Source organism: Neobacillus sp. SAB-20_R2A (genome assembly GCF_049568635.1).
In the GTDB taxonomy this organism is placed as follows: domain Bacteria; phylum Bacillota; class Bacilli; order Bacillales; family Cytobacillaceae; genus Neobacillus; species Neobacillus citreus.
In genome coordinates, this window is the sequence record NZ_CP145895.1 from 4886592 (window position 1) to 4909941 (window position 23350).

Annotated in this window: 28 protein-coding genes; 3 read left to right on the forward strand and 25 right to left on the reverse strand. The window is 41.8% G+C overall.

The annotated features are described in order from the left end of the window. Positions 1-18: 18 nt before the first annotated feature. The 8 genes from V5M37_RS24070 to yugI form a co-directional block, all read right to left on the reverse strand. Positions 19-1692, reverse strand: a complete 1674-nt coding sequence (locus tag V5M37_RS24070) for a DUF6044 family protein (RefSeq protein ID WP_423799445.1) — start codon at positions 1690-1692, stop codon at positions 19-21. A gap of 121 nt (positions 1693-1813) precedes the next feature. Beyond that, positions 1814-1972, reverse strand: coding sequence for a Spo0E family sporulation regulatory protein-aspartic acid phosphatase (locus V5M37_RS24075; RefSeq protein ID WP_423799446.1), 159 nt, complete (start codon positions 1970-1972; stop codon positions 1814-1816). Between the two features lie 190 nt (positions 1973-2162). Next, complete coding sequence (locus V5M37_RS24080) at positions 2163-2570, reverse strand: YugN-like family protein (protein WP_423799447.1); 408 nt, start codon at positions 2568-2570, stop codon at positions 2163-2165. 211 nt (positions 2571-2781) lie between these two features. After that, on the reverse strand, positions 2782-4131 hold the full coding sequence (locus V5M37_RS24085) for a glucose-6-phosphate isomerase (RefSeq protein WP_423799448.1): 1350 nt from the start codon (positions 4129-4131) through the stop codon (positions 2782-2784). 827 nt (positions 4132-4958) lie between these two features. Further along, positions 4959-6122: an iron-containing alcohol dehydrogenase gene (locus V5M37_RS24090; RefSeq protein ID WP_423799449.1), complete on the reverse strand. Its 1164-nt coding sequence runs from the start codon at positions 6120-6122 to the stop codon at positions 4959-4961. A 123-nt stretch (positions 6123-6245) separates the two neighbouring features. Continuing rightward, entirely contained in the window at positions 6246-7517 is a 1272-nt protein-coding gene (locus V5M37_RS24095) for a Glu/Leu/Phe/Val family dehydrogenase (RefSeq protein WP_423799450.1), read from the reverse strand. Between the two features lie 79 nt (positions 7518-7596). Further along, on the reverse strand, positions 7597-8796 hold the full coding sequence (locus V5M37_RS24100) for an ornithine--oxo-acid transaminase (protein ID WP_423799451.1): 1200 nt from the start codon (positions 8794-8796) through the stop codon (positions 7597-7599). A 181-nt stretch (positions 8797-8977) separates the two neighbouring features. Further along, on the reverse strand, positions 8978-9376 hold the full coding sequence (gene yugI, locus V5M37_RS24105; protein ID WP_423799452.1) for a S1 domain-containing post-transcriptional regulator GSP13: 399 nt from the start codon (positions 9374-9376) through the stop codon (positions 8978-8980). Positions 9377-9605: 229 nt separating this feature from the next. Between yugI and V5M37_RS24110 the strand changes: the two genes are divergently transcribed. Then, on the forward strand, positions 9606-9827 hold the full coding sequence (locus V5M37_RS24110) for a helix-turn-helix domain-containing protein (RefSeq protein WP_423799453.1): 222 nt from the start codon (positions 9606-9608) through the stop codon (positions 9825-9827). Positions 9828-9966: 139 nt separating this feature from the next. Here V5M37_RS24110 and V5M37_RS24115 read toward each other — a convergent pair whose 3' ends face one another. After that, entirely contained in the window at positions 9967-10230 is a 264-nt protein-coding gene (locus V5M37_RS24115; protein WP_423799454.1) for a DUF1871 family protein, read from the reverse strand. A 91-nt stretch (positions 10231-10321) separates the two neighbouring features. Here V5M37_RS24115 and V5M37_RS24120 point away from each other — a divergent pair, with 91 nt between their 5' ends. Further along, the gene (locus V5M37_RS24120) at positions 10322-11485 is read left to right on the forward strand and encodes a MalY/PatB family protein (RefSeq protein ID WP_423799455.1); all 1164 of its coding nucleotides are present in this window, start codon (positions 10322-10324) and stop codon (positions 11483-11485) included. Between the two features lie 74 nt (positions 11486-11559). Here the strand turns inward: V5M37_RS24120 and V5M37_RS24125 are convergent, their stop codons facing one another. The 7 genes from V5M37_RS24125 to V5M37_RS24155 all read right to left on the reverse strand — a co-directional run bounded on the left by V5M37_RS24125 (position 11560) and on the right by V5M37_RS24155 (position 17103). Beyond that, on the reverse strand, positions 11560-11937 hold the full coding sequence (locus V5M37_RS24125; protein WP_423799456.1) for a PH domain-containing protein: 378 nt from the start codon (positions 11935-11937) through the stop codon (positions 11560-11562). A 73-nt stretch (positions 11938-12010) separates the two neighbouring features. Continuing rightward, the gene (gene gndA, locus V5M37_RS24130) at positions 12011-13423 is read right to left on the reverse strand and encodes an NADP-dependent phosphogluconate dehydrogenase (protein ID WP_423799457.1); all 1413 of its coding nucleotides are present in this window, start codon (positions 13421-13423) and stop codon (positions 12011-12013) included. A 147-nt stretch (positions 13424-13570) separates the two neighbouring features. After that, positions 13571-14773, reverse strand: a complete 1203-nt coding sequence (locus tag V5M37_RS24135) for an alanyl-tRNA editing protein (RefSeq protein ID WP_423802680.1) — start codon at positions 14771-14773, stop codon at positions 13571-13573. 134 nt (positions 14774-14907) lie between these two features. Beyond that, a complete protein-coding gene (locus tag V5M37_RS24140; RefSeq protein WP_423799458.1) occupies positions 14908-15270 on the reverse strand; it encodes a hypothetical protein in 363 nt (120 codons plus the stop codon). A gap of 150 nt (positions 15271-15420) precedes the next feature. After that, positions 15421-15975 carry a superoxide dismutase family protein gene (locus V5M37_RS24145; protein ID WP_423799459.1) on the reverse strand — a complete coding sequence of 185 codons (555 nt, stop codon included), beginning with the start codon at positions 15973-15975 and terminating at the stop codon, positions 15421-15423. Positions 15976-16073: 98 nt separating this feature from the next. Next, on the reverse strand, positions 16074-16283 hold the full coding sequence (locus V5M37_RS24150; protein ID WP_217032069.1) for a hypothetical protein: 210 nt from the start codon (positions 16281-16283) through the stop codon (positions 16074-16076). 79 nt (positions 16284-16362) lie between these two features. Further along, positions 16363-17103: a peptidylprolyl isomerase gene (locus tag V5M37_RS24155; RefSeq protein WP_423799460.1), complete on the reverse strand. Its 741-nt coding sequence runs from the start codon at positions 17101-17103 to the stop codon at positions 16363-16365. 128 nt (positions 17104-17231) lie between these two features. Here V5M37_RS24155 and V5M37_RS24160 point away from each other — a divergent pair, with 128 nt between their 5' ends. Then, positions 17232-17612, forward strand: coding sequence for a kinase-associated lipoprotein B (locus V5M37_RS24160; RefSeq protein WP_213144359.1), 381 nt, complete (start codon positions 17232-17234; stop codon positions 17610-17612). Positions 17613-17648: 36 nt separating this feature from the next. Here V5M37_RS24160 and kapD read toward each other — a convergent pair whose 3' ends face one another. From kapD to V5M37_RS24205, 9 genes are all read right to left on the reverse strand, one after another. Beyond that, complete coding sequence (gene kapD / locus V5M37_RS24165; RefSeq protein WP_213144505.1) at positions 17649-18272, reverse strand: 3'-5' exonuclease KapD; 624 nt, start codon at positions 18270-18272, stop codon at positions 17649-17651. 169 nt (positions 18273-18441) lie between these two features. After that, positions 18442-18822: a hotdog fold thioesterase gene (locus V5M37_RS24170; protein WP_213144358.1), complete on the reverse strand. Its 381-nt coding sequence runs from the start codon at positions 18820-18822 to the stop codon at positions 18442-18444. Between the two features lie 116 nt (positions 18823-18938). Continuing rightward, the gene (locus tag V5M37_RS24175) at positions 18939-19184 is read right to left on the reverse strand and encodes a hypothetical protein (protein ID WP_241114017.1); all 246 of its coding nucleotides are present in this window, start codon (positions 19182-19184) and stop codon (positions 18939-18941) included. Between the two features lie 101 nt (positions 19185-19285). Further along, entirely contained in the window at positions 19286-20794 is a 1509-nt protein-coding gene (locus V5M37_RS24180; protein WP_423799461.1) for a leucyl aminopeptidase, read from the reverse strand. 65 nt (positions 20795-20859) lie between these two features. Then, positions 20860-21237, reverse strand: coding sequence for a DUF309 domain-containing protein (locus V5M37_RS24185; protein WP_423799462.1), 378 nt, complete (start codon positions 21235-21237; stop codon positions 20860-20862). A gap of 89 nt (positions 21238-21326) precedes the next feature. Then, positions 21327-21935, reverse strand: coding sequence for a 3D domain-containing protein (locus V5M37_RS24190; protein ID WP_423799463.1), 609 nt, complete (start codon positions 21933-21935; stop codon positions 21327-21329). A gap of 120 nt (positions 21936-22055) precedes the next feature. Continuing rightward, positions 22056-22379 carry a YuiB family protein gene (locus tag V5M37_RS24195; RefSeq protein ID WP_423799464.1) on the reverse strand — a complete coding sequence of 108 codons (324 nt, stop codon included), beginning with the start codon at positions 22377-22379 and terminating at the stop codon, positions 22056-22058. Positions 22380-22514: 135 nt separating this feature from the next. Then, positions 22515-22643, reverse strand: coding sequence for a YuiA family protein (locus V5M37_RS24200; protein WP_213144354.1), 129 nt, complete (start codon positions 22641-22643; stop codon positions 22515-22517). A 155-nt stretch (positions 22644-22798) separates the two neighbouring features. After that, positions 22799-23290: an NUDIX domain-containing protein gene (locus V5M37_RS24205; RefSeq protein WP_423799465.1), complete on the reverse strand. Its 492-nt coding sequence runs from the start codon at positions 23288-23290 to the stop codon at positions 22799-22801. Positions 23291-23350 lie beyond the last annotated feature (60 nt).

Sequence of the window (23350 nt, forward strand, 5' to 3'; positions counted from 1 at the left end):
ATGATAATACCCCCGATGTTAAAATGTCTTATACAAGTAAATTTTCCAGGCAGACGTTTTGGTGACAAACACCTTTTCAAGTGTCAGCTTATTTTTAGCAGCGTTATCGATCGGGATAGCTGAAAAAATATAACGCCCGCCCATTTCCTTAAAAACAGCCGTGTTTAATTCCAAATTTTTCAGATGCCGCTTCGAATCTTTTTTTATCATATATCTCTTTCCAAGCTGTGCCGTATAAATATAGCAGCGCCCGCCCCATTGGTCGAAATACTTTTGAATGGTTTTATTTTTAGCCAATTCCTTTTCAATTATTTTCCTAAATTGATGTTTGTAGCTTAATGGATAAAAATTATTATAGGTATCAAGTGTGTAAAACCCATTAAACTGGGCGATTGCCGGATGGATGCCAATACTTGCGACTCGATACTCCTCCTGAGGCAGCGCAATATAATCTTTAATTTCCGTAAATAAATCTTCGGCATAAAACTGCTTCACTGTCGGTTTATCGCGGTAAATGATTTCATCATTGAAAAATCCCAGCACCAGAAGCTGCATGACCGCCAAACACTGGGCTGTTTTCGCCCAATTGATTCCTTGCATGGTGATGATTTTTAGAGCTAACGCAAAGCTTGCATAGATCACCATCGGCCGTAAAAAATGATAACGGGCAAAATTAAAGGTATCCATAAAGTGGAATTTTTTCGTCAAAGGCAACCAGCCTTCATAAAACCAGAACGCATACCATAACGACAATAGGAAATTTAGGGCAAATAGAAAAACAAAGATTCTTTCCTGCCTCCACAGCTTTTTTGAAACAATAAAATAAAAGGCGATAAAAGTAGCGGGCAGGATGATTAAAGTATGCACGGTCATTACATGGGTGTGTCCCAGTAGATAATTTTTAAAGGTGAGCCGGACAGCACGCCAAAAGGGAAGGTGCGCATGGAAATATTCGTCGCGGCTGTTCGGTTCGCCTTTAAATAAAAAAGAATAGACTAAACGATACTCAACGATTGCAAACACAAATGTCATATAGACAATCGCAAACAAGAAGCGAAGGTTCCAGTCCTTTTTACGAAGACAATCTACCAGCCAAAAAACTCCCATCGCACTTAAAAAAAAGAAAAAACCCAAAACGATGCTGGCGTAAAAAGGCAGGAAGGTTAACACCGCATAATCCTTTAAAGAACCTTTACCGCTGCGGATATTTAAAAACGCCCACAGAGCAAGCGGCATCCCTAATGTACTCAACATCCCAGATGGCCAAAACGGCGTCAGGGCAAAGGCCAGAGCCGCGGCAATGTTTAATGAAAGCCAGCGCCCATCAGGAAGAAAATGATTTTTTAACAGCAAATACATCCCTAAAAATGCAGTAACTCTTGTTAATGCCTGACTCAACGCATAGGCCGTCATCGTTGGCAGCAAGGAATGAAGCCAAACAATGACACTGTACTCCGTTCCAAAGGCGTTCCTTGAAAGGAGCCCATTAATAATTTGCGGAACTGCCCCCTCAACACCGCCAAATATTTCGCCGCTCCTTGCCAAGACCTTATACCAGGCGATGTTAGAGTCCAAATTATCGTGAACCCGAATATGAGCATTTTCCTGAAGGATAAATAACGGAGAAAGATAGACTGCTAAAACAAGCAAGGCAAAGATGATATATCTTCGCTCTTTTTTTGTTTCCATCATCACTTTTTGCACCTCAAAAACATGATTGTAAATAGTTCCATATTCCCTTTTAAACTTTGCATTTCGGCTGGAAATTATTCCATTAAAAAAACCTTCCGTCAAATGGAAGGTTTTTCGTGTATTAATGTTTTACAGTTTTCCGGTCATATGTATTTAAAAGTTGGTCCAGCTGCTGACTGCATTGGACTACATTAGGATTGGAGTACCCATAAAGATGAGCTAATTCAATCATTTCCTGCCTCGTTTTTTCAATAATGGATAACAAAGAATTCTCACTCATCATCATGCTCCAACCCTCAATTTCATAATATAGCAATAGTATTAAACATAATTTACAAGTTTTCCTAGATATATACAAGTACCTTAATGCCAAAAAGATAGTTCATTTTGTGAAGATTTTGTGAACATGAATTCTTGGTGTTAAGGAGAGAGGCAGTCCTTCACCTCCTCCTCTCCCTATTAAGCAAAGCCTAATCTGTTAACAATACGGATTCCAGTTCCGCTACAAGTGATTGCCCTGCGTTTAAGGCATGATCTGTAAGGCTGGCATCTTTGTCAGTTGGCTCCTGGAACTGATTAAAGGAACCAGAAAAGTTACCGGAAGTTCCTTGCACATCAACCCCTGCTTCATATTGATGAGCAAGCAGAAACGGTCTGCCAAGTTCGACCGTGCAGCCATTTTTGTCAAGGCTGCCATCAATCGCTGTAAAAGGCAGCCTTAAAAATTGATAGCCATCTTGATCATCTATTTTGTAATCAAAGGAACCATGGTCATAGTCCCAATTCCCACCAATCGAATAGCCGATGGGTTTTAACTTTTGCTCAAGCTTATACAAATCAAATTGTTTTCCTTCAACTTTAGACGGCAATTCCTTCATAACATATCACCCCTTTTAAGCATTAAGGTTAGTATTCCCGTTTGAAGAAATTTCAGTAAATGAAAACTCGCCGATTGGCAAGTCCGATAGGACGAAGACAGAGGCGTAGTTGAATTTATGCGTTAAGGAATATTAAAATTTGGAAAAATTTTATTATTCCTTATTAGCTAAAAAAGAGTGCTGAAGATTAAATCAGCACTCCTAATTATCATTATTTCAAACGCTTTTCCAGTTCCGCCTTTTTCTCCTCAAAACCAGGCTTGCCTAAAAGAGCGAACATATTCACTTTATAGGCTTCCACACCAGGCTGATCAAATGGGTTGACGCCAAGCAGGTAACCGCTCATGGCACATGCCTTTTCAAAGAAATAGACAAGATAGCCAAATGTATACTCATCCATTGCCGGGATCGATACAATTAAATTCGGAACGCCTCCATCGGTATGGGCAAGCATTGTTCCTTCAAATGCCTTGTTATTAACGAAATCCACAGTTTGACCTGCTAAATAATTAAGTCCATCAAGGTCGTTATCAAATTTCTCAATAGTCAGCTCGTGACGTGGATTTTCTACCTTGATGATGGTTTCAAATAGGTCACGGCGCCCTTCCTGCACATATTGACCAAGTGAATGAAGATCCGTTGAAAAATTAGCCGATGAAGGATAGATGCCCTTTTGGTCTTTTCCTTCACTTTCTCCGAACAGCTGCTTCCACCATTCTGAGAAATATTGCAGCCCTGGCTCATAATTTATCAGCATTTCAATAGTTTTACCTTTATTATAGAGCACGTTTCTGACGGCAGCATATTGATAAGCCTGGTTGTCCTCAAGCTCTGAATGGCTATAGTCCTCTTGAGCTTTCGCAGCCCCATCCATCATTTTCACAATATCCGCTCCGCTCGCAGCGATTGGCAGCAAGCCGACAGCTGTTAACACGGAATAGCGGCCACCGACATCATCAGGAATGACAAAGGTTTCATAGCCTTCTTCATTCGAAAGTGTTTTCAAAGCCCCTCTCGCTTTATCGGTTGTCGCATAAATTCGCTTGCGGGCTTCATCCACACCGTATTTTTCTTCGAGTAGTTTACGGAAAATACGGAAAGCAATCGCCGGTTCTGTGGTTGTTCCGGATTTGGAAATCACGTTAATCGAGAAATCCTTATTTTCAAGAAGGTCCATAATATCCCGCATATAAGAAGAGCTGATATTATTGCCCGTAAAAATAATTTGCGGGGTCTTCCGCTTGTCTTTTGGCAGGGCATTGTAAAAACTGTGCTGAAGCATTTCAACTGCAGCTCTTGCTCCTAAATAAGAGCCGCCAATCCCGATAACAAGCAGAACATCGGAATCTGTCTTGATTTTTTCAGCTGCTTTTTGAATCCGGGCAAATTCCTCTTTGTCATAGTTAGTTGGCAGGTCAATCCACCCTAAAAAGTCACTGCCAGCTCCGGTTTTTTCATGCAGGGAATGGTGGGCAACTTTAACAGCATCCCTTAAGTATGTAAGTTCATGTTCTCCAAAGAAGGAGAGAGCTTTTGAGTAATCAAAACGAACATGTGTCATGCATGATCCTCCATTATTTTATATTTCATAAATCACTTTATCGAATAAGGGGTGGATTAGCAAGGAAAGCCCCCTGTTGTAAGCGTACCCAATTTTGATGATTTTTTTACAAAATTGGACATTTTTCGTCTTTTGCCATTTTCATTTCGTTTTGTCCGAAACAAAAGGCTCAGGCAATATGCTAACGGGTTTACTATAGAGGTGCAATATTATAAACCACAGAGCAAAACGCACTTAGTTTTAATGGGTAACTTTCAGGGGCACGTAGACTTTAACAGGATTAGTGGGGCTGAGGAGACAGACCTCCGCAGATCCTGCATCACCCTCAATGCATCAAATGAGGTTCACTTGATTTTTTTGAAACATAAGAAGTCTTATCTTTAATTGAGTAACTAGTGATAGTAAAATAAGCGAAGATTTTTCCGCTAAATGTAGAATGGGGCTCATTCCGGCGTAAATAAGGGAAGGTTTTCCGCTTAAACAAAGCAAAATCCCCAATACTGAAGTTTTTTGAGTTAATAGGGGAAATTTCTCCGCCTATTTAAGTTATTCTTAATCTTTTTTACTTATTAAGGGAAATTTCTCCGCTTATTTATCAAACTCTATTTAGTGTCTAGTAAACATATACAACTTACGGTTGCTTTAGTCAGATAATGATTATTTGAAAAAAGGCTTAGAGATATTTTTATCTCAAAGCCTTATGGACTGTGCAATATACTGTGATTTCTGTTGTGAAAATTATGCGATTTGCTATGTGATTAGGTTTGTGATTTACCATTTTGCACCTCACAAGTAATCCTGTTAGCAATATGCCTGAGCCTCTTGTTTTATAATGACGCGCGATAAATCGCCAAGCAATCTTCTCTATTCAATTTGGTAAAGCTGCCAAATTCCCCGTTGGCCATCGCACGGTCTGCCATCAGGTCAAGTTTGCTTTCATCGATGTCATAATCAGCTAAACGAGCAGGGGCACCGATGCTGTTCCAGTACTCCCGCAGCTTACGAATACCTTCAAGGCCTGCTTCCTCAGCGCTTTTTCCTTCAGAATTAACGCCAAGAACCCGTTCGGCAAGCTGCTTGAAACGCTCAGGCTTGACTTTAAGATTGTGCTCCATCCAATGAGGGAAAAGAATCGCAAGGCCGCCGCCATGCGGAATGTCATAAACTGCCGACACTGCGTGCTCTAAATTATGGGTTGCCCAATCGCCGCGGTAGCCCATATTTAAAATACCGTTTAAAGCCATGGTGCCGCAATAAAGAATGGTTGCCCGGTGATCATAATTCTCAAGATCTTCCAGCAATTTTGGTGCTGTTTCCATAACTGTAATCAACAGAGATTCGCACATGCGGTCCTGAAAATCCGTTTCCTCAGTAAGATGGAAATAATGTTCAAGAACGTGGGACATCATGTCGACAATCCCATATATGGTTTGATTTTTTGGAACGGAATAAGTATGAACTGGATCAAGAATAGAGAATTTCGGAAATGTTACTGCACTTCCCCAGCCGTATTTTTCATTTGTTTCCCAATTTGTGATGACGGAACCCGCATTCATTTCCGAACCGGTTGCGGCCAGTGTCAGCACGGTACCGAACGGAAGTGCTTCCTTAGCAAATGCCTTTTTAATGACTATATCCCAGGCATCGCCGTCATATTTCGCTCCGGCAGCAATTAATTTGCTGCAATCAATTACACTTCCGCCGCCTACGGCCAAAATGAAGTCTATTCCTTCTGTTTTGCAGATTTCTACCCCTTTTCGGGCCGTTGTTATACGTGGGTTGGGTTCTACTCCAGGAAGTTCAAATACCTCTGCCCCAATCTCATTTAGAATTGTCACTACCTTGTCATAGAGACCAGTACGCTTGATGCTTCCGCCCCCATAAACTAGCAGGACTTTTTTTCCATAGCGCGGAACTTCTACTTTTAGTTGTTGAAGCTGATCTTTTCCAAAAATTAATTTGGTTGGATTTTGAAAAATAAAATTATCCATTTTTTTGAACACTCCCTTCCATTCTTTATTATTAAGGATATTAAGTTTTTTTGCAAAGTTGGCGCCCGCATATCCCTAGAGACAAAGGAATACCCGCCTGCAGGCGGGCGTTCCTTTCTTCATTTAAACCCATCCTCTATAAATAGATGCCTCGGCCATTTTTTGGATTCCCGTCATATAGGCAGCCAAACGCATATTAATATTTCGACTTTTCGACAAGTTATAGACCGTGGTAAAGGATTGGACAATTCTTTCTCGCAGTTTATCCAGGATTTCTTCTCTGCCCCAATAGTATCCTTGTTTATTTTGAACCCATTCAAAATAAGATACAATTACACCCCCGGCCCCAGTTAAAACATCGGGCACCAGAAAAATGCCACGCTCAGTAAGGATTCTGGTTGCCTTAATGGTCGTTGGCCCGTTTGCCACTTCAGCCACAAGCCTTGCTTTTATGGCATGTGCATTTTCTGCCGTAATTTGATTGGAGACAGCAGCAGGAATCAATATATCACAGTCCTGCTCCAGTAGTTCTTCATTTGTAATGGCACCGTCAAAAAGAGTTGATATCGTGCCAAAGCTGTCACGCCGTTTAAGAAGGTACTCTATATTTAAGCCGTCCGGGTCATATAGGGCACCATATACATCCGAAATTCCGATAATATCTGCTCCTGCTTCATGCAGAAACTTGGCAATAAAGCCTCCGGCATTGCCGAACCCTTGAATGATGACCCGGGCTCCCTTAAGTCTTATCCCCTGTTTTTCGGCTGCTTCTTCAATGCAGATCGCTGCCCCCAATGCTCCGGCTATATCACGGCCTTCTGAACCCCCGAGCACGAGCGGCTTTCCAGTAATGAATGCAGCTGAACCATACTGTTTAAGCTTGCTATATTCATCAAGCATCCATGCCATAATCTGGGCATTCGTGTAAATATCCGGGGCCGGAATATCTTTTGTCGGCCCGACAATTTGGCTGATTGCCCGTACATAACCGCGGCTTAACCGTTCAAGTTCTCCCATTGACATGGTTCTTGGATTACAAAGGACTCCCCCTTTTCCTCCTCCGAAAGGGAGACCGGCAATCCCGCATTTTAAACTCATCCAAATTGCCAATGCCTTTATATCATCTTCACAAACACAGGGATGAAATCGGATTCCCCCGATTGTTGGCCCAAGGGCATCATTATGCTGGGCCCGGAAGCCTGTAAAAATTTGTGTCGATCCATCATCCATCCTCACTGGAATTCTCACAATGAGCGACTTCATTGGCTCAGACAGCAAATCAAACATCTCCGGTTTAAACCCAAGTTTATCTAATACTTCGCGAAAGACCATTTGTGTAGATGTAAGCAGGCTTAATGTCTCTTTTTCCTTTCCATCTCCAACCGTATTCCCCATCACTGCACCCCTACTATATCAAAAAATCCCCATACGTTTAGCAGGGCTAAGGCCCCGCTGCTTTCATGAATGAAAGTCGTTATCCTAATATCTTTTGAATTCGTTCAATTGCCCAGTCGAGTTCTTCTTTTGTAATGACCAGCGGTGGAGCATAGCGAATGACGTTGTCATGGGTTTCTTTACACAAAAGACCCTCATCTTTTAATTGCTCGCAATATTTTCTAGCAGGTTCAGAGAGTTCCATACCAATAAACAGGCCTCGCCCGCGAATTTCTTTTATTTTTGGATTCTGGATTTCCCTTAGTTTCTTAACGAAATATTTTCCCAATTCCAATGACCTTTCCGCAAGTTTTTCTTCTTGAAGAACGTCGAGTGCTGCGATTGATACTGCGCATGCCATCGGATTTCCGCCAAAAGTGGACCCGTGTGAGCCCGGATTGAAGACTCCTAAAATATCGTTATTGGCAACAACGCAAGAGATTGGGAATACGCCCCCGCCAAGTGCTTTTCCGAGGATATACATATCCGGTACAATGCCTTCCCATTCACAGGCGAACATCTTTCCTGTCCGTGCCAGGCCTGCTTGAATTTCGTCGGCAATGAACAGAACATTATTTTCCTTACAAAGGTCATATGCTGCCTTGATATATCCTTCAGGCGGGATGATAATTCCCGCTTCACCTTGAATTGGTTCAATTAAGAAAGCCGCAGTGTTAGGTGTAATCGCCGACTTTAAAGACTCAATATCGCCGTATGGAACTAGTTTAATCCCTGGAAGCATCGGTCCAAAACCACGTTTGTATTCGTCGTCAGAAGACAAAGAAACTGCAAGCATCGTTCTGCCATGGAAGTTTCCGACGCAGCCGATGATTTCAGCTTGGTTATCAGGAATCTTTTTGACATCATAGCCCCAGCGCCTTGCTGCTTTCACAGCAGTTTCCACAGCTTCAGCACCTGTATTCATTGGGAGAGCCATTTCTTTGTTTGTCATTTTACAAATTTTTTCGTACCAAGGTCCAAGCTGATCGTTATGGAAAGCACGGGAAGTCAGCGTTACCCTATCGGCCTGTTCCTTTAACGCTTGAATAATTTTGGGGTGGCGGTGCCCTTGATTGACCGCTGAATAGGCGCTTAGCATATCCATATATTTATTGCCTTCCGGGTCTTCCACCCAAACTCCTTCGGCCTTATGAATCACGATTGGCAGGGGATGATAATTATGAGCGCCATACTTCTCGGTCTTTTCAATAATTTCTTGCGAATTTATATTTGCAGGCATTTATGAATCCTCCGTTTTCAGGCAATTTAGTTACATACATCTTTATTGTAGCCCAGCACGATAAAAGAATGAATTTGTTCACAAAAATTTTTATATTCTTCTTTAAAAGAATCAATAGCGACGGTTAACAGAAAAAATAAAGCCTAGACCCTTTATATGCTGAGTCTAGGCTTTAAAAATACTATTTTTTAATTTCTTCTCGTGAAGATTGGTCAATCCATTCCTGAAGCTTTTCTTTTAATGTGTTGAATCCTTGCTGTCCATCGCCTTCTTGGATAATGGCAGCAGCCTGGCGCTTACGCGGCTTTTTAGGGCGTGCCGCTTGTTGAACTGGTGCTTCTTCTGTAGCTTTGATGGAAAGGCCAATTTTTCCAGCCCCTTCATCCACCGACAAAACTTTAACCTTTATTTCGTCGCCTACTTTTAAATGGTCGTTTATATCCTTCACATATCCGTGCGTGATTTCAGAAATATGAACAAGACCCTGTGTATTTCCGTCCAAAGCAACAAATGCTCCATATGGTTGAATACCTGTTACTTTACCTGTTATAATACTACCGGTTTCAATTTTTCCTGACATGAAAACACTCCTAAGTAAATAAATTATATATCCCTTTTATACGCATTATAAAATTATATCACATCAGTTAGTCATAATCAAAAACTATTTTCCAAAAAATAAACAAATTCTTCAATATTTTCAAATTGTCAGAATATCGTAACATTATTTTGCAATGAGATTAAAAAAAAGGATTGTTACCATGATATAATAATAGACAGCAAACTATCCAAAAATAGGGGTGAACAGTATGAATTCAATCGGTCATATTATTAAAGAGGCCCGTGAAAGACGCCACATGACCCAGGAGGAACTTGCACAAAAGGTTAGAGTAGGGACTCAAACGATTGAGAATTATGAGTCAGGGGAACAAATGCCAAGCTCTCAAACGATTTTAAAACTATCTACTGTTCTCGATATTCCGGCCGCGGAGCTTTTAAAAAACCATAAAGAACCATCTGTGAATGATTGATAAAAAAAAGCGGAAATATCCGCTTTTTTTATTTATCAATGTATATAAAGAGGAAAATGTGGAAATTATGATAACATAAGCTTTCTAGTATTCCCCCCCTTTTTGAGCGGACCGCCTAACAGTTGGTCCGCTTTTTTTGTTAGATCGAACATGAATCATTGGATTTAATGGTTAAAAGTTCTTCCGCCATTTTCAAGCAGTTCTCCAACGGAATGATTCTCTCAAAAGAAAATTCATAAATGTCTTGGATTTTCCTTGCCAGCTTGACAGGCTCATCTAATTCATGAACAGCCTGAATCACATCCGCTATCTCTGTTTCATAGCTGGCGTTTGTCAACTGAAATGGATTCCATTCATTCAATAAATCAACGATCTTCAAATTTGTTTGAATCTCTTTTCTCATCGTAAAAATCTCCTATTACTTTTCCATTTTGCTTAAAATATTTTATCATAAGAGATAGGACTATAAAAATATTTCGGGTGGTGGGACAAAGATGTCAATATTTAATGAAAGAATTAACCGGAGGAATACCTCCTCAGTTAAATGGGAGGCAACAAAGCAGCTTTTTGGAGAAGAGGACCTGTGGCCGATGTGGGTTGCAGATATGGATTTCAAGCCGCCACAGGCTGTCATCACGGCAATAAAGGAGCGGGTGGAGCACGGTATTTTCGGCTATACATTTGTACCTCCCTCCACATCTCAAGCGATAGCAGAATGGCTTTTGAAAAGGCATCAGTGGAGTATTAAGCCGAATTGGCTTCTGTATTGCGGCGGCGTAGTACAGGCAATCAGCACGGCGATCCAAACGTTTACCGAAGAGGGCGATCAGGTACTGCTCCAATCACCAGTGTATACACCTTTTTTCGATATGATCGAAAAAAACAACCGAAAGATTATCAATGCTCCGCTTATTCTTGATGAAGATAGGTACAGGATTGACTTTACCGCTTTTGAAAATGCTTTAAAGCAAGGCTGCAAGCTCTTTTTGCTGTGCAGTCCGCATAACCCTGGAGGAAGAGTTTGGACCAAGGAAGAGCTTGAGAAAATGGCTAAACTCTGTTTAAAGTATAACTGCCTGATTCTTTCTGATGAAATACATTCCGATCTCGTCTATAAAAAGCATAAGCATATACCGATTGCGTCACTGAATGAGGAAATAGCTGAAAAGGTGGTTACTTTTATTGCCCCCAGCAAAACCTTCAATCTTGCCGGTCTGCACGCTTCCGCTGTTGTAATCAAAAATGAGACCTTGCGTACTCAATTCCAGGAAACGATGAGGCGGCAGGGGTCCTTTTCACTGAATACTTTTGGCATTACCGGGATGGAAGCTGCCTATCGTGAAGGCGAAGCTTGGCTCGAGGATTTGCTTGATTATCTTCAGAGTAATAAAGATTTCGCAATTTCCTATCTTAAGGAGCATCTGCCTGAAATTACTTGCATCGACTCGGAAGGAACCTATCTGCTTTGGCTGGATTGCCGAAAGCTTGGACTTACCGATAAGGAACTTAGGCAGCGCATCCTCCAAAAAGGAAAACTGGCGCTCGAGCCCGGCCCAAAATACGGACCAGGCGGCGAAGGCTTCGTCCGCATGAACATCGCCTGCCCAATGGATGATTTAATCGAAGGATTGAAGCGGCTGAAAAAAGCATTTGAATAAATGAAAACTCGCCGACTATAGCTAAATAAAAGAAATCCTGGCCCCACACGTAAATCAGCAGGGACAGGATTTTTTTATTTTAGTACATATTCAGCCAGTACGCTTTGCAGTTCATAGATATTTAAATTTTTGTTAAATTGTTTTTGCAAGGGCAGGGCGCTGCCGGAAACCCAAATTTTTAGCTCTGCATCCAAATCAAAATTCCCGGCCGTTTCAATGCTAAAATGAGTAATACTCTTATAAGGAATCGAATGATACTCGACTTTCTTTCCTGTTAAACCTTGCTTGTCCACTAAAATCAAGCGCTTGTTTGTAAAGAGGAACAAGTCGCGAATCAGCTTATACGCCTTCTCAATTTGTTCATTCGGCGCCAGCACCTTTGCAAATTCCTTTTGAATTTCTGCAACATTTACTTCCGAAGCGTTACCCATTAAGCCATCCAAAAATCCCATCAATAATCCCCCATTCTTCCAACTTATCTCATTTAAGTATACAAGAAAACTCACAGAGATACTGTGAGTTTTTCTAGATTTCCAGCCATTCGGTATGGAAGGTTCCTTCCTTATCGACTCGCTGATAAGTATGGGCTCCAAAATAATCCCTTTGCGCCTGCAGCAGGTTGGCAGGCAGTACCGCTGAACGGTAGCTATCATAGTAGGCAACGGCACTTGACAATCCTGGAACTGGAATTCCAATCTTTACGGCAGTTGCCACCACTTCCCTAGCAGACTCTTGATAATCAGCGGTAATCGACTGAAAATAAGAATCCAACAATAAATTTTCCAAATGCGGATCGCGGTCATAAGCATCCATGATATTTTGCAGAAATGCCGCTCGAATAATGCAGCCTCCCCGGAAAATCTTTGCAATTTCACCTGGCTTCAGGTCCCATTTATACTCCTTGGAGGCTGATTGATATTGACTGAATCCTTGTGCGTAGGAAATGATTTTACTAAAATATAAAGTTTTTCTGATGTGCTCAATAAAATCCTGCTTGTTTCCAACAAACTTATTCTCGCGCGGCCCACTTAAAATTTTGCTGGCTTTCATACGTTCATCCTTCATAGCTGAGATAAACCGCGCAAAGACCGATTCAGTAATCGTTGATAACGGCACACCTAATTCAAGCGCACTTTGACTGGTCCATTTTCCCGTTCCCTTTTGTCCGGCCGTATCAAGAATGACGTCAACTAAGGGCTTGCCGGTGTCAGGGTCGATTTTTGTAAAAATATCCGCAGTAATTTCGATAAGGTAGCTGTCTAGCTCTCCTTGGTTCCATTCATGAAAAACTTCATGAAGTTCTTTTGCGGACAAGCCCAGCATTGATTTCATAAGATGGTAAGTTTCACAAATAAGCTGGATATCCCCATACTCGATGCCATTGTGTACCATTTTGACAAAGTGTCCCGCTCCATCTGGTCCTATGTATGTACAGCACGGCTCACCATCTACCTGTGCAGAAATTGCTGTAAGCAGCGGCCCTACGTGCTCGTATGCTTCTTTTTGGCCGCTCGGCATGATGGAAGGACCCGTTAATGCCCCTTCTTCTCCTCCAGAAACTCCGGCACCAATGAAAAGAATCCCTTTGTCCGCAAGCGCCGCATTCCTCCGAATCGTATCCTGATAATAGCTGTTCCCACCATCAATAAGGATATCTCCTTGCTCCAAATGTGGAACGAGTGATTCAATTGCCTTATCCGTAATCACACCGGCATTCACCATCAACAAAATCTTCCGAGGTGTTTCCAGCGATTGGATAAATTCCCCGATGTTTGTGGTTCCGGTAATGTTTTTATCTTTATGCTGCTCTAATATATCGTTTACTTTCTCGGCAGATAGGTCGTAGATAGACACGGAGAAACCCTTGCTTTCAAAATTCAATGCCAAACTTCTCCCCATCACTCCGACTCCTACAACGCCCACTTGTTGTTTAGCCAATCTAAATCATCCCTTCAAGATGTTCAAAAAATATTTCACCACTTTTTATTATAAACGAAAAAATATTTCAAACAACTCTAATACACTAATTTAGAAAATTCAATTTTAGTATTCACTGAGAAGGGATGTTCATCCAATTTTTTTAATTTATGTGGAAGCCACTTTTAGCGAATCTAATATATGCTGCAAAAGCACTTCGCTTGAAACTTGAGGGGCACCGCCGCCTTGGGCGAAAGAGTCATTGCCCCCGCCTTTGCCGTTCATGAGATCCAGTCCGCTTTGAATCAACTTATTCATCTTTTCGGTTCGGGACGCCCCCCTAGCACATACTAGCTGGAGCCGGTCTTCATTTTCTGCTGCCAGCACAACCACCGCTGCATCATTTTCACCAGTCACAAGCCTTGCCAGCTTTTGCAGTTCCTGAATCGAACGGTTTTGGAATACTTCACCAATAACACCAGCGGATGAGGTCTTGCCCAGAAGCTCTTTCGCTTCATATTTTAGTAGGAGCTCTTGTTGCTGCTCCAGTTCCTTCTCCATTGCCTTCCTGCCTTCCAGTAGCCGAATGGCTGCTTGTTCCATCTCTGGTTCTGGTGTATTAAGAAGGTTTGTTAAGCTCAGCAACACCTTTTGTTTCTGAGAAAACTGCTTCAGGACACGTTCACCACAGACAAATTGAAGGCGGACCTTTTTCTTCTGTCTTTCCCAATCTAAAATCTTAATTGCCCTTACCTCACCTGTTCCTTTCGGATGCGTCCCGCCGCAGCCGTTATAATCAAAATCCGGAATGATAACGAGGCGGATATCTTCCTTAACCTTCGTTTCTTTTCGTAAAGGGTATTGAGATAATTCCTTCTCGGTCACCCATTTTGTTTCAATCGGTCTATTTTCTAAAATAATTTGATTGGCCAATTCCTCGGCTTTTTCTGCTTCTATTTCGGTTAATTGTTCAGTATCCAAGTCAATTGTGACGGTTTCATTACCTAGGTGAAAACCAACAGTTTTATACTCAAATAAATGCTCAAACGCCGCGGACAATATATGTTGGCCGGCATGCTGCTGCATATGGTCAAACCGCCGCTCCCAATCAATCTTCCCGCTTACTTCTATTTTCTCCAAGGGTAATGGGACCTCAAGCGAATGGCGAATTTCACCATCGACTTCCTCCACATTGACCACTTTGACTCCTTCTATCAAGCCTGTATCAAAAGGCTGTCCGCCGCCGGTCGGGTAAAAGGCAGTCTGTGATAACACAACGAACCAATTGCCTGAAGAATCCTGTTCCTGCTTTACAACTTCCGCTGTAAAGGATTTTATGTACGAGTCAGTATAGTACAATTTATTTTTCATCATAAATCTCGCCTCCGAAGAATTTCACTATACCCATTGTGGAAAAAAATGATAAATTAATCAAGCCAGAGAAAAACCTGCTCCATAAAGGAACAGGCAAAAATGATTAAGTTCGTATTAATTTCATTAAGGGATTATTTTTTTTCTTTTCTCGTGCCAGTAGGAGTAGTCATCTGTGGAAAACCGCCCATTTGCGGGAATCCTTGTTGTGGAAAACCGCCCATTTGTGGGAACCCTTGTTGTGGAAAACCGCCCATTTGTGGGAACCCTTGTTGTGGAAAACCGCCCATTTGTGGGAACCCTTGCTGTGGAAAACCGCCCATTTGTGGATAGCCGTGGTAACCGCCCATCATATGCGGGTAGTATTGCTGTGGAACGCCGCCCATTTGCGGGAATCCTTGCTGTGGAAAACCGCCCATTTGTGGAAATCCTGTCATTTGCGGAGACCCCATTGGTCCAAACTGACCTGGAAATCCACCCATTTGTCTCTTGCTCATCCTTATCCCTCCTAAACTATTTCATGGTAGTGTATGTACAACTAGTGGGATAAGCATAGATAGATACCTATTCTCATAAAAAAAGGCTGTTCCCCCTTTAAGCAAACAGCCTAACCTTTTCAGCCTGTTTTCCAAAGAAAAGTTTTTCAACTATTTTTTTTCATCCTGAGCTTTCTTTTGGCCCGGTTTCTGTTTATCATTGGAGATCTCCCCACAGGCGACTCTTTTTCCAGAATTACCTGCTGGCTGCGTCATACCATCATCTTTTTTCTGGGTTACGACAATGGAGGTACCTTCCTTTGTGAACAAGGATTTCTTCCCATCCTTTAGCGTCGCATTCGGGGCCATCAGGTCTACTTTCGCAGATCCGTCATCCTCAACAATTAAATTCGGCAAATCGCCGGCATGGGCACCTTTGGGATGAAGGAGGCCATGTTCTTTGCTTTCCGGGTTAAAATGGTTCCCTGCCGATTTAAAATCGGGTGCTTTGCATGTGCCTTTTTCATGGATATGAATAGCATGTACACCCGGCGTCAGGCCCTTTAGGCTTCCAGTCAATTTCACCCCGCTTGACTGCTCAGCCAATTCAAGCGTTCCAAGCGAATCTCCTGAAGCATTATACATTTCCACATTCACCTTTGTAATCGTCTTTTCCATACATCCCGACAGAAACAGGAGCGGAATGAACAGACAAAGTTTTTTCATATTTATGGATCCCCCCACAATAGACAATTTGCGATTAGTATGAACAATCGAATATTGTCCTATTCCCGCTGTGCCAAAAAGAAAAAGAACAGCCTATTTTAGCTGTTCTTTTGTGAAGTGTTATTTTGTTCAAGCTGTTTCTCTAATTCTTTTGCCTTCAGCGCTTCCCGCTTTGAAATTTTTATGATAAAGCGAAACGTAAGTATGGCTGCCACAAAGAAAATCGCAAAGCTGATGACAGCTGGGATATATTCTGATTTATCTTCCGGGAAGTATAAAAACAAGGATAGAATAAATGGCTGAAACATATTAATCTCCCTTTCTACAGAGACCTGTCTAAAGCCTAATTATACAATAAATGATGTTTCAGACCAATTTTTTATTCTCCTATTTTAGAATCTTAACATGCTTAATCACAACATCTGTTTCCGGCTTGTCCTTTGCATCAACCTTTGAATCGGAAATTTTGTCAACGATATCCATTCCCTCGACCACTTGTCCAAAAACAGTGTGCTTAAAGTCGAGCCATGGAGTCCCGCCATTCTCTGCATATGCCTCGATTATTTCTTTCGGATAACCGGCCTTTTCCATTTGTGACTTCATCGATGGATCAAGCTTTGTGCTTTGAACGATAAAAAACTGGCTTCCGTTCGTATTGGCACCTGCGTTTGCCATTGATAACGCCCCGCGCAAGTTAAACAGGTTTTTCGAGAACTCATCCTCAAACGGCTTACCCCAAATACTTTGGCCGCCTGTCCCATTCCCGTTCGGGTCTCCGCCTTGAATCATGAAGTCCTTAATGACCCTATGAAAAATCAGGCCGTCATAATAACCAGCCTCGCTATGTTTTACAAAATTTTCGACTGCTTTTGGAGCGTACTCCGGAAATAATTTGATTTTGATATTTCCCATTGAAGTTTCCATTTCCACGAGCCGCTCATTCTCAGCTACTTCTGTTGTAAGCTGTGGATAAACTGTATTTCCCACTTGCTGCTCTCCTTTCTTCTGTTCAGTTTTTGGCGCGGCAGTGTCCGATTTACTTTCTTCCGTCTTACTGCTTGTCCCACATGCGGCCAATAGAACAACCATGATTAAAAATAAAATAAAGATATGTACATTCCTTCTCATACTAGCTTTCCTCCATTCTCTCGCTTTAAACGAGATTATAATTTTTTGCATCATGTTTTTAATTTATTATTTTTCATAATAAAATGGAAGAAGCAAAAGAATGAATTTAGAGTTAGGAGTGTTTTATTGTGTCAGAATTAGAACTAGGAACGATTGTAACGGGGATTTATAAGACTGGAAAATATATCGGGGAAATCACGGATGTAAGACCACAAGCCTATTTGGTAAGGGTTTTGGCGGTTGCCAAGCACCCGATGCAGGGGGATTTACATAATCCTAAGGATGCTGATGTTATGATTTTTCATGAAAGACGGGCGCTGGCACATCGGGAACAGGCGAATATTCCGAAACAAATGGTCAAACCGTTCGAAGGAGACGTACCTGAATATTTATCATCACTGAAGGAAGCATGTGGAAAAATGAGAAACGAACTAGAGGAGATGCAAACCAAATGGGCCGAAATGAGCCTGAACATGTTGGATTCCCTTGAAAAGGATTATTTTAAGTAATAGTAAAGGCCAAATCCATTAAAGTGATTTGGCCTTTTATGCGAATTCATTTAAGAACTTTGAAAAATCAATACGATCACCAATGGTCGTTGGTTTTGGCTTCTCTAAATAACGTTTATCCTTTTCTACCAACTTGAATATATTATAGGTAGTCAACGCATCATCCAGGGCCCGGTGGTGCCTGCCTGTCCCTTCCTTCCCATATTCCTGGACCGCTTTCCAAAGACCGGTTTGATTTTGGTCACCGAAGAATCGTTTATACTCCATCGATAAATCTAATTCTGCAGCATGGAATGGAAACACAACGCCTGCCGCTAAACAATTCTGGCGAAGTACCTTCATATCCATATTTCCCCATGTAACAATGGTGGTATCCAATTTATTTTTATTAAACTCCTCGAGCTTTCGGATAAACTCAAAAAAGGATAACCCCGTGTCCACTTGCTGCTGCGTAATATGTAAGAAGGACTTGCAGCGTTCGGTTAATCTTGGAAATTTAAGCGGTGTAACAAAAGAGGAAAACTGCTCGGTAATATGATCGTCCACTACCGCAACAATTCCGACCTCAATAATTTCCGCAAAAAAGTCCTTCACTCGAACATTCCGTTCAGGCATTGTAAATTCAAAATCAATAAACAAATGCTGCCGCGCTGCCTTCATCACTTTCACCCACCTTCCATTTAAGTCATCTTATTACATTATATAACGATACCTGTACAAAAAATTGTGCTCATTTCTTACATTATAGCATGAATTTGAAGTAAATTTTTTAAATTTTTGTACAATATGGTAAAAAAGGACGGGAATTATCCCCCATCCCCACTTATGACTATTTCTTTTTAATGACAGCCATCGTGCACCTTGATACGCAAATAAGGCGGTCCTGTTCATCAGTAAGTTTAATATCCCAAACCTGTGTCGTTCTCCCTTGGTGCAGGACAGTTCCGACAGCCGTAACCACTCCCTCATGTTTGGACCGGACATGATTGGCATTAATTTCTAGTCCAGCGACAACCTCTGTCTCCTGGTCAACTAACTCATAGGCACCGACACTTGCCACCGTTTCCGCCAAGGCAACTGATGCTCCGCCGTGCAAAATTCCAAATGGCTGGCGGGTGCGTTCATCAACCGGCATAGTAGCAATAACTTTTCCCTTTTCAAGGTGGGTGACTTCAATTCCAAGTGCTTGTAATAATGTATTTTCTATCATGTATTTTCCCTCCAATATGTATTTGGTCCACATTAACCTATTCTCGTTTTTTGAACAATTTCCTTTATATTTTTTTAAAAGAAAAAACAGCCCGCGCAGAGCTGCTTTTTCAAATATTAATAATAAGGTGCACCAAAACCAGGGTAGCCAATGCCAGGATATCCAATCCCCGGATAGCCAATTCCAGGGTAGCCAAAACCACCATAGAACGGCGGTCTAACAGCCCAAGAAGCCCCTAATCCACCGCCAATCAAACCTCCTAAAAAACTAAGCCCGCCAATAGCCAACGGCAAGCCCCATCCCCATCCTCCAATAAACCTTTGATCCTGGACCGGGTATGGACTTCGATAATATGGGTACATGAAGGCCTTTCCTCCTTTTCCTTTATACTTGCCTATACTATTTCATATGCAAGGATAACTGGTTTGGAGTGGGCGGGCTTAGTCTATGGCAAGCCCCTTTCCTATTTTTCAATAGGCTCAAAGCGTTCAACAAAAAGGGCTAGAGTTCTGGTCATGACGCCTGTTGCCCCGGCAGGGCCAAGGTCATGGGATTTTGATGTCGTCGCTGTCCCAGCAATGTCCAAATGAACCCAGGGTGTATTTTCAGCAAATTCGCCGATAAACGCTCCGGCAACAATGGCATGACCTTCGCTGCCTGGAGAATTGTTAAGGTCAGCCACTTTACTGTTCCTGACCCGTTCCTTTTCACTTTCAAACAGAGGCAGCTGCCACATCTGCTCGCCTGCTTCCATCGAGGCTTCCAATACCTGCTCATATATCGTCTCATGATTTGTCATAGCGCCTGTGGTGTTTAAACCAAGGGCAGTAATAACGCCTCCTGTCAGGGTAGCAACATCCACCAAGTACTCGGCTCCATGATGCTTTGCATAAGTTACTGCATCAGCAAGGACGAGCCTGCCTTCTGCATCTGTATTTAAAACTTCAATTGTTTTCCCGCTCATAGAAGTAATTACATCATCCGGCTTAAAGGCATTTCCGCTAATCATATTGTCCGTTGATGGGATAACAGCCACAACGTTCTGCTCTGGTCTAAGTTCGCCGATAATTTCCATGGCACCAAGAACAGCGGCTGCACCGCCCATGTCAGATTTCATTCCAACGATGCCTGCTTTCGTTTTAATGGAGTAGCCTCCAGTATCAAAAGTGATCCCTTTTCCAACAAGGCCGATGACATCCTTCCATTCTTCTTTACCTTGATATTTTAAAACAATCATTTTCGGCGGCTCTACAGACCCTTTATTGACGGCGAGGAAAGCCCCCATACCCAATTTTTCAATCTCAGCTTTATCGAGGATTTCTGCCTCAAAATCGTACTTTTTAGCGAGTTCTACAGCATAATCAGCCATATCAGTAGCAGTCAGCATATTACCTGGAGTGTTAACGAGCGTGCGGGCTGAATTGGTTCCCTTGCCAAAGGCATATCCAACCGTTAATGAGGCTAATATTTCCCCCTCATCAACACTGTTACAACAAATTGTTAGCTGTTCAAGCTTCTTCTCAGGTTCATTTGATTTTTGCTTATAGCCATCGAACTGATAAGTGGCTAGAGCATATGCCTCACTTAGCGTATGAGCAGCATCCGGTCCATCTACCTTTTCGCTTATGAAAGAATCCAAATATACGAACGCTTCTGTCTGCTTGCCCGCCTTTAACTCTTTGAACAGCCGTCCAAAAGCCTTCCGCAATTTATCAAAGGATAGTTCCTTTTCTTTGCCAAGACCGACAATCCAAAGCCGCTTGGAACCGATTTTGCCGAAGCTATGTACTTTGTTAATTTTATTTAGCTTTGCCGAGAGATCCCCTGTTTTGACGAGTTCTGTCAACTGCCCATCAAAAGCCTCATCCAAGTTGGCCAGCAGTCCGGAAAACTTCTCCGGTTTATCCAATAGACCTATAACTAAGCTTTCATGCTCTGCTGATAAATCGAATTCTTTTTTTACATCAAACATTTTAATCGACCTCCGCTTTTTGATTCGAATCCATTATACCGAATCAGGCAATTTATTTCGATACTCTAAACACCCTCCAAATACAAAAACAACTGTGGCAGCTTTGGTAATTCCCCCACCTGTTCAAACGGGACACTGTCTATGTCTTGAGGAAATAGAGCCAAGCATTGTTCAATAAATGGATAGACTTTTTCCAAGTCCAGCCCCCAAAACTTGGGACGGTATGCCTGCAGGTAGCGGTGGGCTGTCGCCATCATGGGCCTGGCTCCCTTCACATTTCCGTACTCATAGTGATAAATGGCCACACTCATTTGCAATAATCCTTTTAAAAAAAGATTATCCCGATCAATCAGCCACATTTCCTCGAGCAGGTCGTGGCAAGTGTAATAATCCCCTTCATTAAAACTGACAAAAAACTCATAATACTCGATTGGATAATCCATAAAACCACCTGCCCTTATGCCTTTTTTTCAATTTTATTAGATAGGCATTCAGAATTCCATAAAAAAACAAAAACAGGCACGGGGGCCTGTTATTTTTTTTCTGAGCTTGTATATTGCTGCCTGAAGACCTGCAGGGATTTATCTTCATTTAAAGCTTGCAGCTGTTCCTCAGTCAGTTTGCCATTTCCTTTTTGAACAATATATACATCGACCGTTTTCTTGCCCCAATGTCTGTAAACATCCTCAACTGTTTCATAATAAAGGTCCAAACGATTTCCCTTAATAGCACCGCCTTTATCAGCGACCACTCCATACCCATACCCCGGAATAAAAAGGACGGTTCCAATTGGAAAAACAGTTAGGTCGGCTGCAATGGTGGAAAACAAATCACGCTTTACCTTAACACCAGAATAAGTGATTCCATATTCGGGGTGGCCCTGATTTTTCCCGGTGGATTCTGCCCCAGCCGTATAGCCGGTTGCTGTCACGGTATGTTTAGGGTATTGGGACCAATCAATGGAATTCTCCAGTGTTTGGGCAGGCGCAGTAACTGTCTCGCTTACCGAAACGGCTTTAACTAGATGAAAAAACATAGTCTGCACAGGTAAACCTGAAATAGATTGGAACGTCGCGAATAATGCCAAAAAGAACAAAATAATCATAGCAAATCGTTTCGTCCAATTTTTCATTTTATTCATTCTCTTTTTCACTCCTCCCAAAATATTCATTCCCAAGTAGGAATGAATTATTCAAAAAAGAAGTGAAAAAAATTACCAATTAAATTTTATATTAAAAAAGACCTTCATTTAAGAGAAGGTCTAAAACATTTGATATCCATTTTTTCGTAAGAATTTGATAGTAAGACCTGCGGCAATTGCCCCTGCCAGACCACTAGATAAAATAAGGACATCCGCAGTTGCTAAGGAGCCTAGTCTGTGCCCTAAGTCTAAAAAGGCAGCTTTGCTATTGGTAAAATATTCCAAAAACGAGACTTTATCTATGATAAAAATGGCGACAATCGGATAAATGACAGCCATAATCCACGACATTCTTAAAAGCATATTCAGAATAAAGCCAATTCCAAAAAACAACACAAAAAACAGTACAATTGAAATAATCAAGACAACAATGCTCATTTGCATTGAAACTCCCCCTTTGCATCAACATATAGTGTACTCAATGTCCATGTGGGAGTCAATATTAACAGCATTTTGGACGCAAAAAAATAGCCCTTCGAGTTTTCGAAGAACTGGGTTTGCCTTTTTTCCTAGGAACCGTTATTTTTCAACTTTCTTGCCAGTGCCGCCGCAGCTTGCGCAGGTTTCGCTTCCGCCGAGAACCAATTGAAAATAGCCGTTTCCGGAACAATAATCACAGGTTTTTGTGTCAACACTTTGAACTGTCATTATCATCATCCCTTTTCTATTAACTTAATTTTCTGATAATATACCAAGTATTCAAATAAAAGGAAAGAGCGAAATTCAGGCAATTTGGACGGAAGAAAACGGATACAACTACCGTTTTCTTTCATTTTCTAAGTGTGACATAAATTTTCAAAAAATTATAAAAATAATTTATAAGCGGTATAACCAAACTGGTCACCAGGATTTATGCCGTTAATAATAGGCTTCTCAAGCAAATCCTTTTGCCCAATCAGATACTCCAAAAGAATCGAGGCTTCCTTTTCCTTTAGCAGTTCTTCCGGCGCCATAAATCTAGCTTCGTACAATTCATATTCCTGATGGGTAATGTCCATTTTCCCGACTGGTTCAAGTAAAAAAAGCAGCATGTTATCACTAATTTCACTTTTAATAACACCTGTACGCAGCCCAATCAGTCCTTTAACGGTACAAGCAATTCCCGTTTCTTCCTTCACCTCTCGAAGCACGGCTTCATCTGCCGTCTCACCTTCTTCCACAAAGCCTGCAGGGAGGGACCACTTGCCTTTTAACCCGCCATACCTTTTTTTAACTACCAGCCATTCCCCCGCATCGGATTGAACTAATCCAGAAACAGCCAGCCAGACCTTCCCTCGTTTTTCCCTACTGCTCATAATTTTCCCCCTATCTGTAGCTTTTAAAACTATTCTAACAAAAAAAGGACAGGGGTGCCC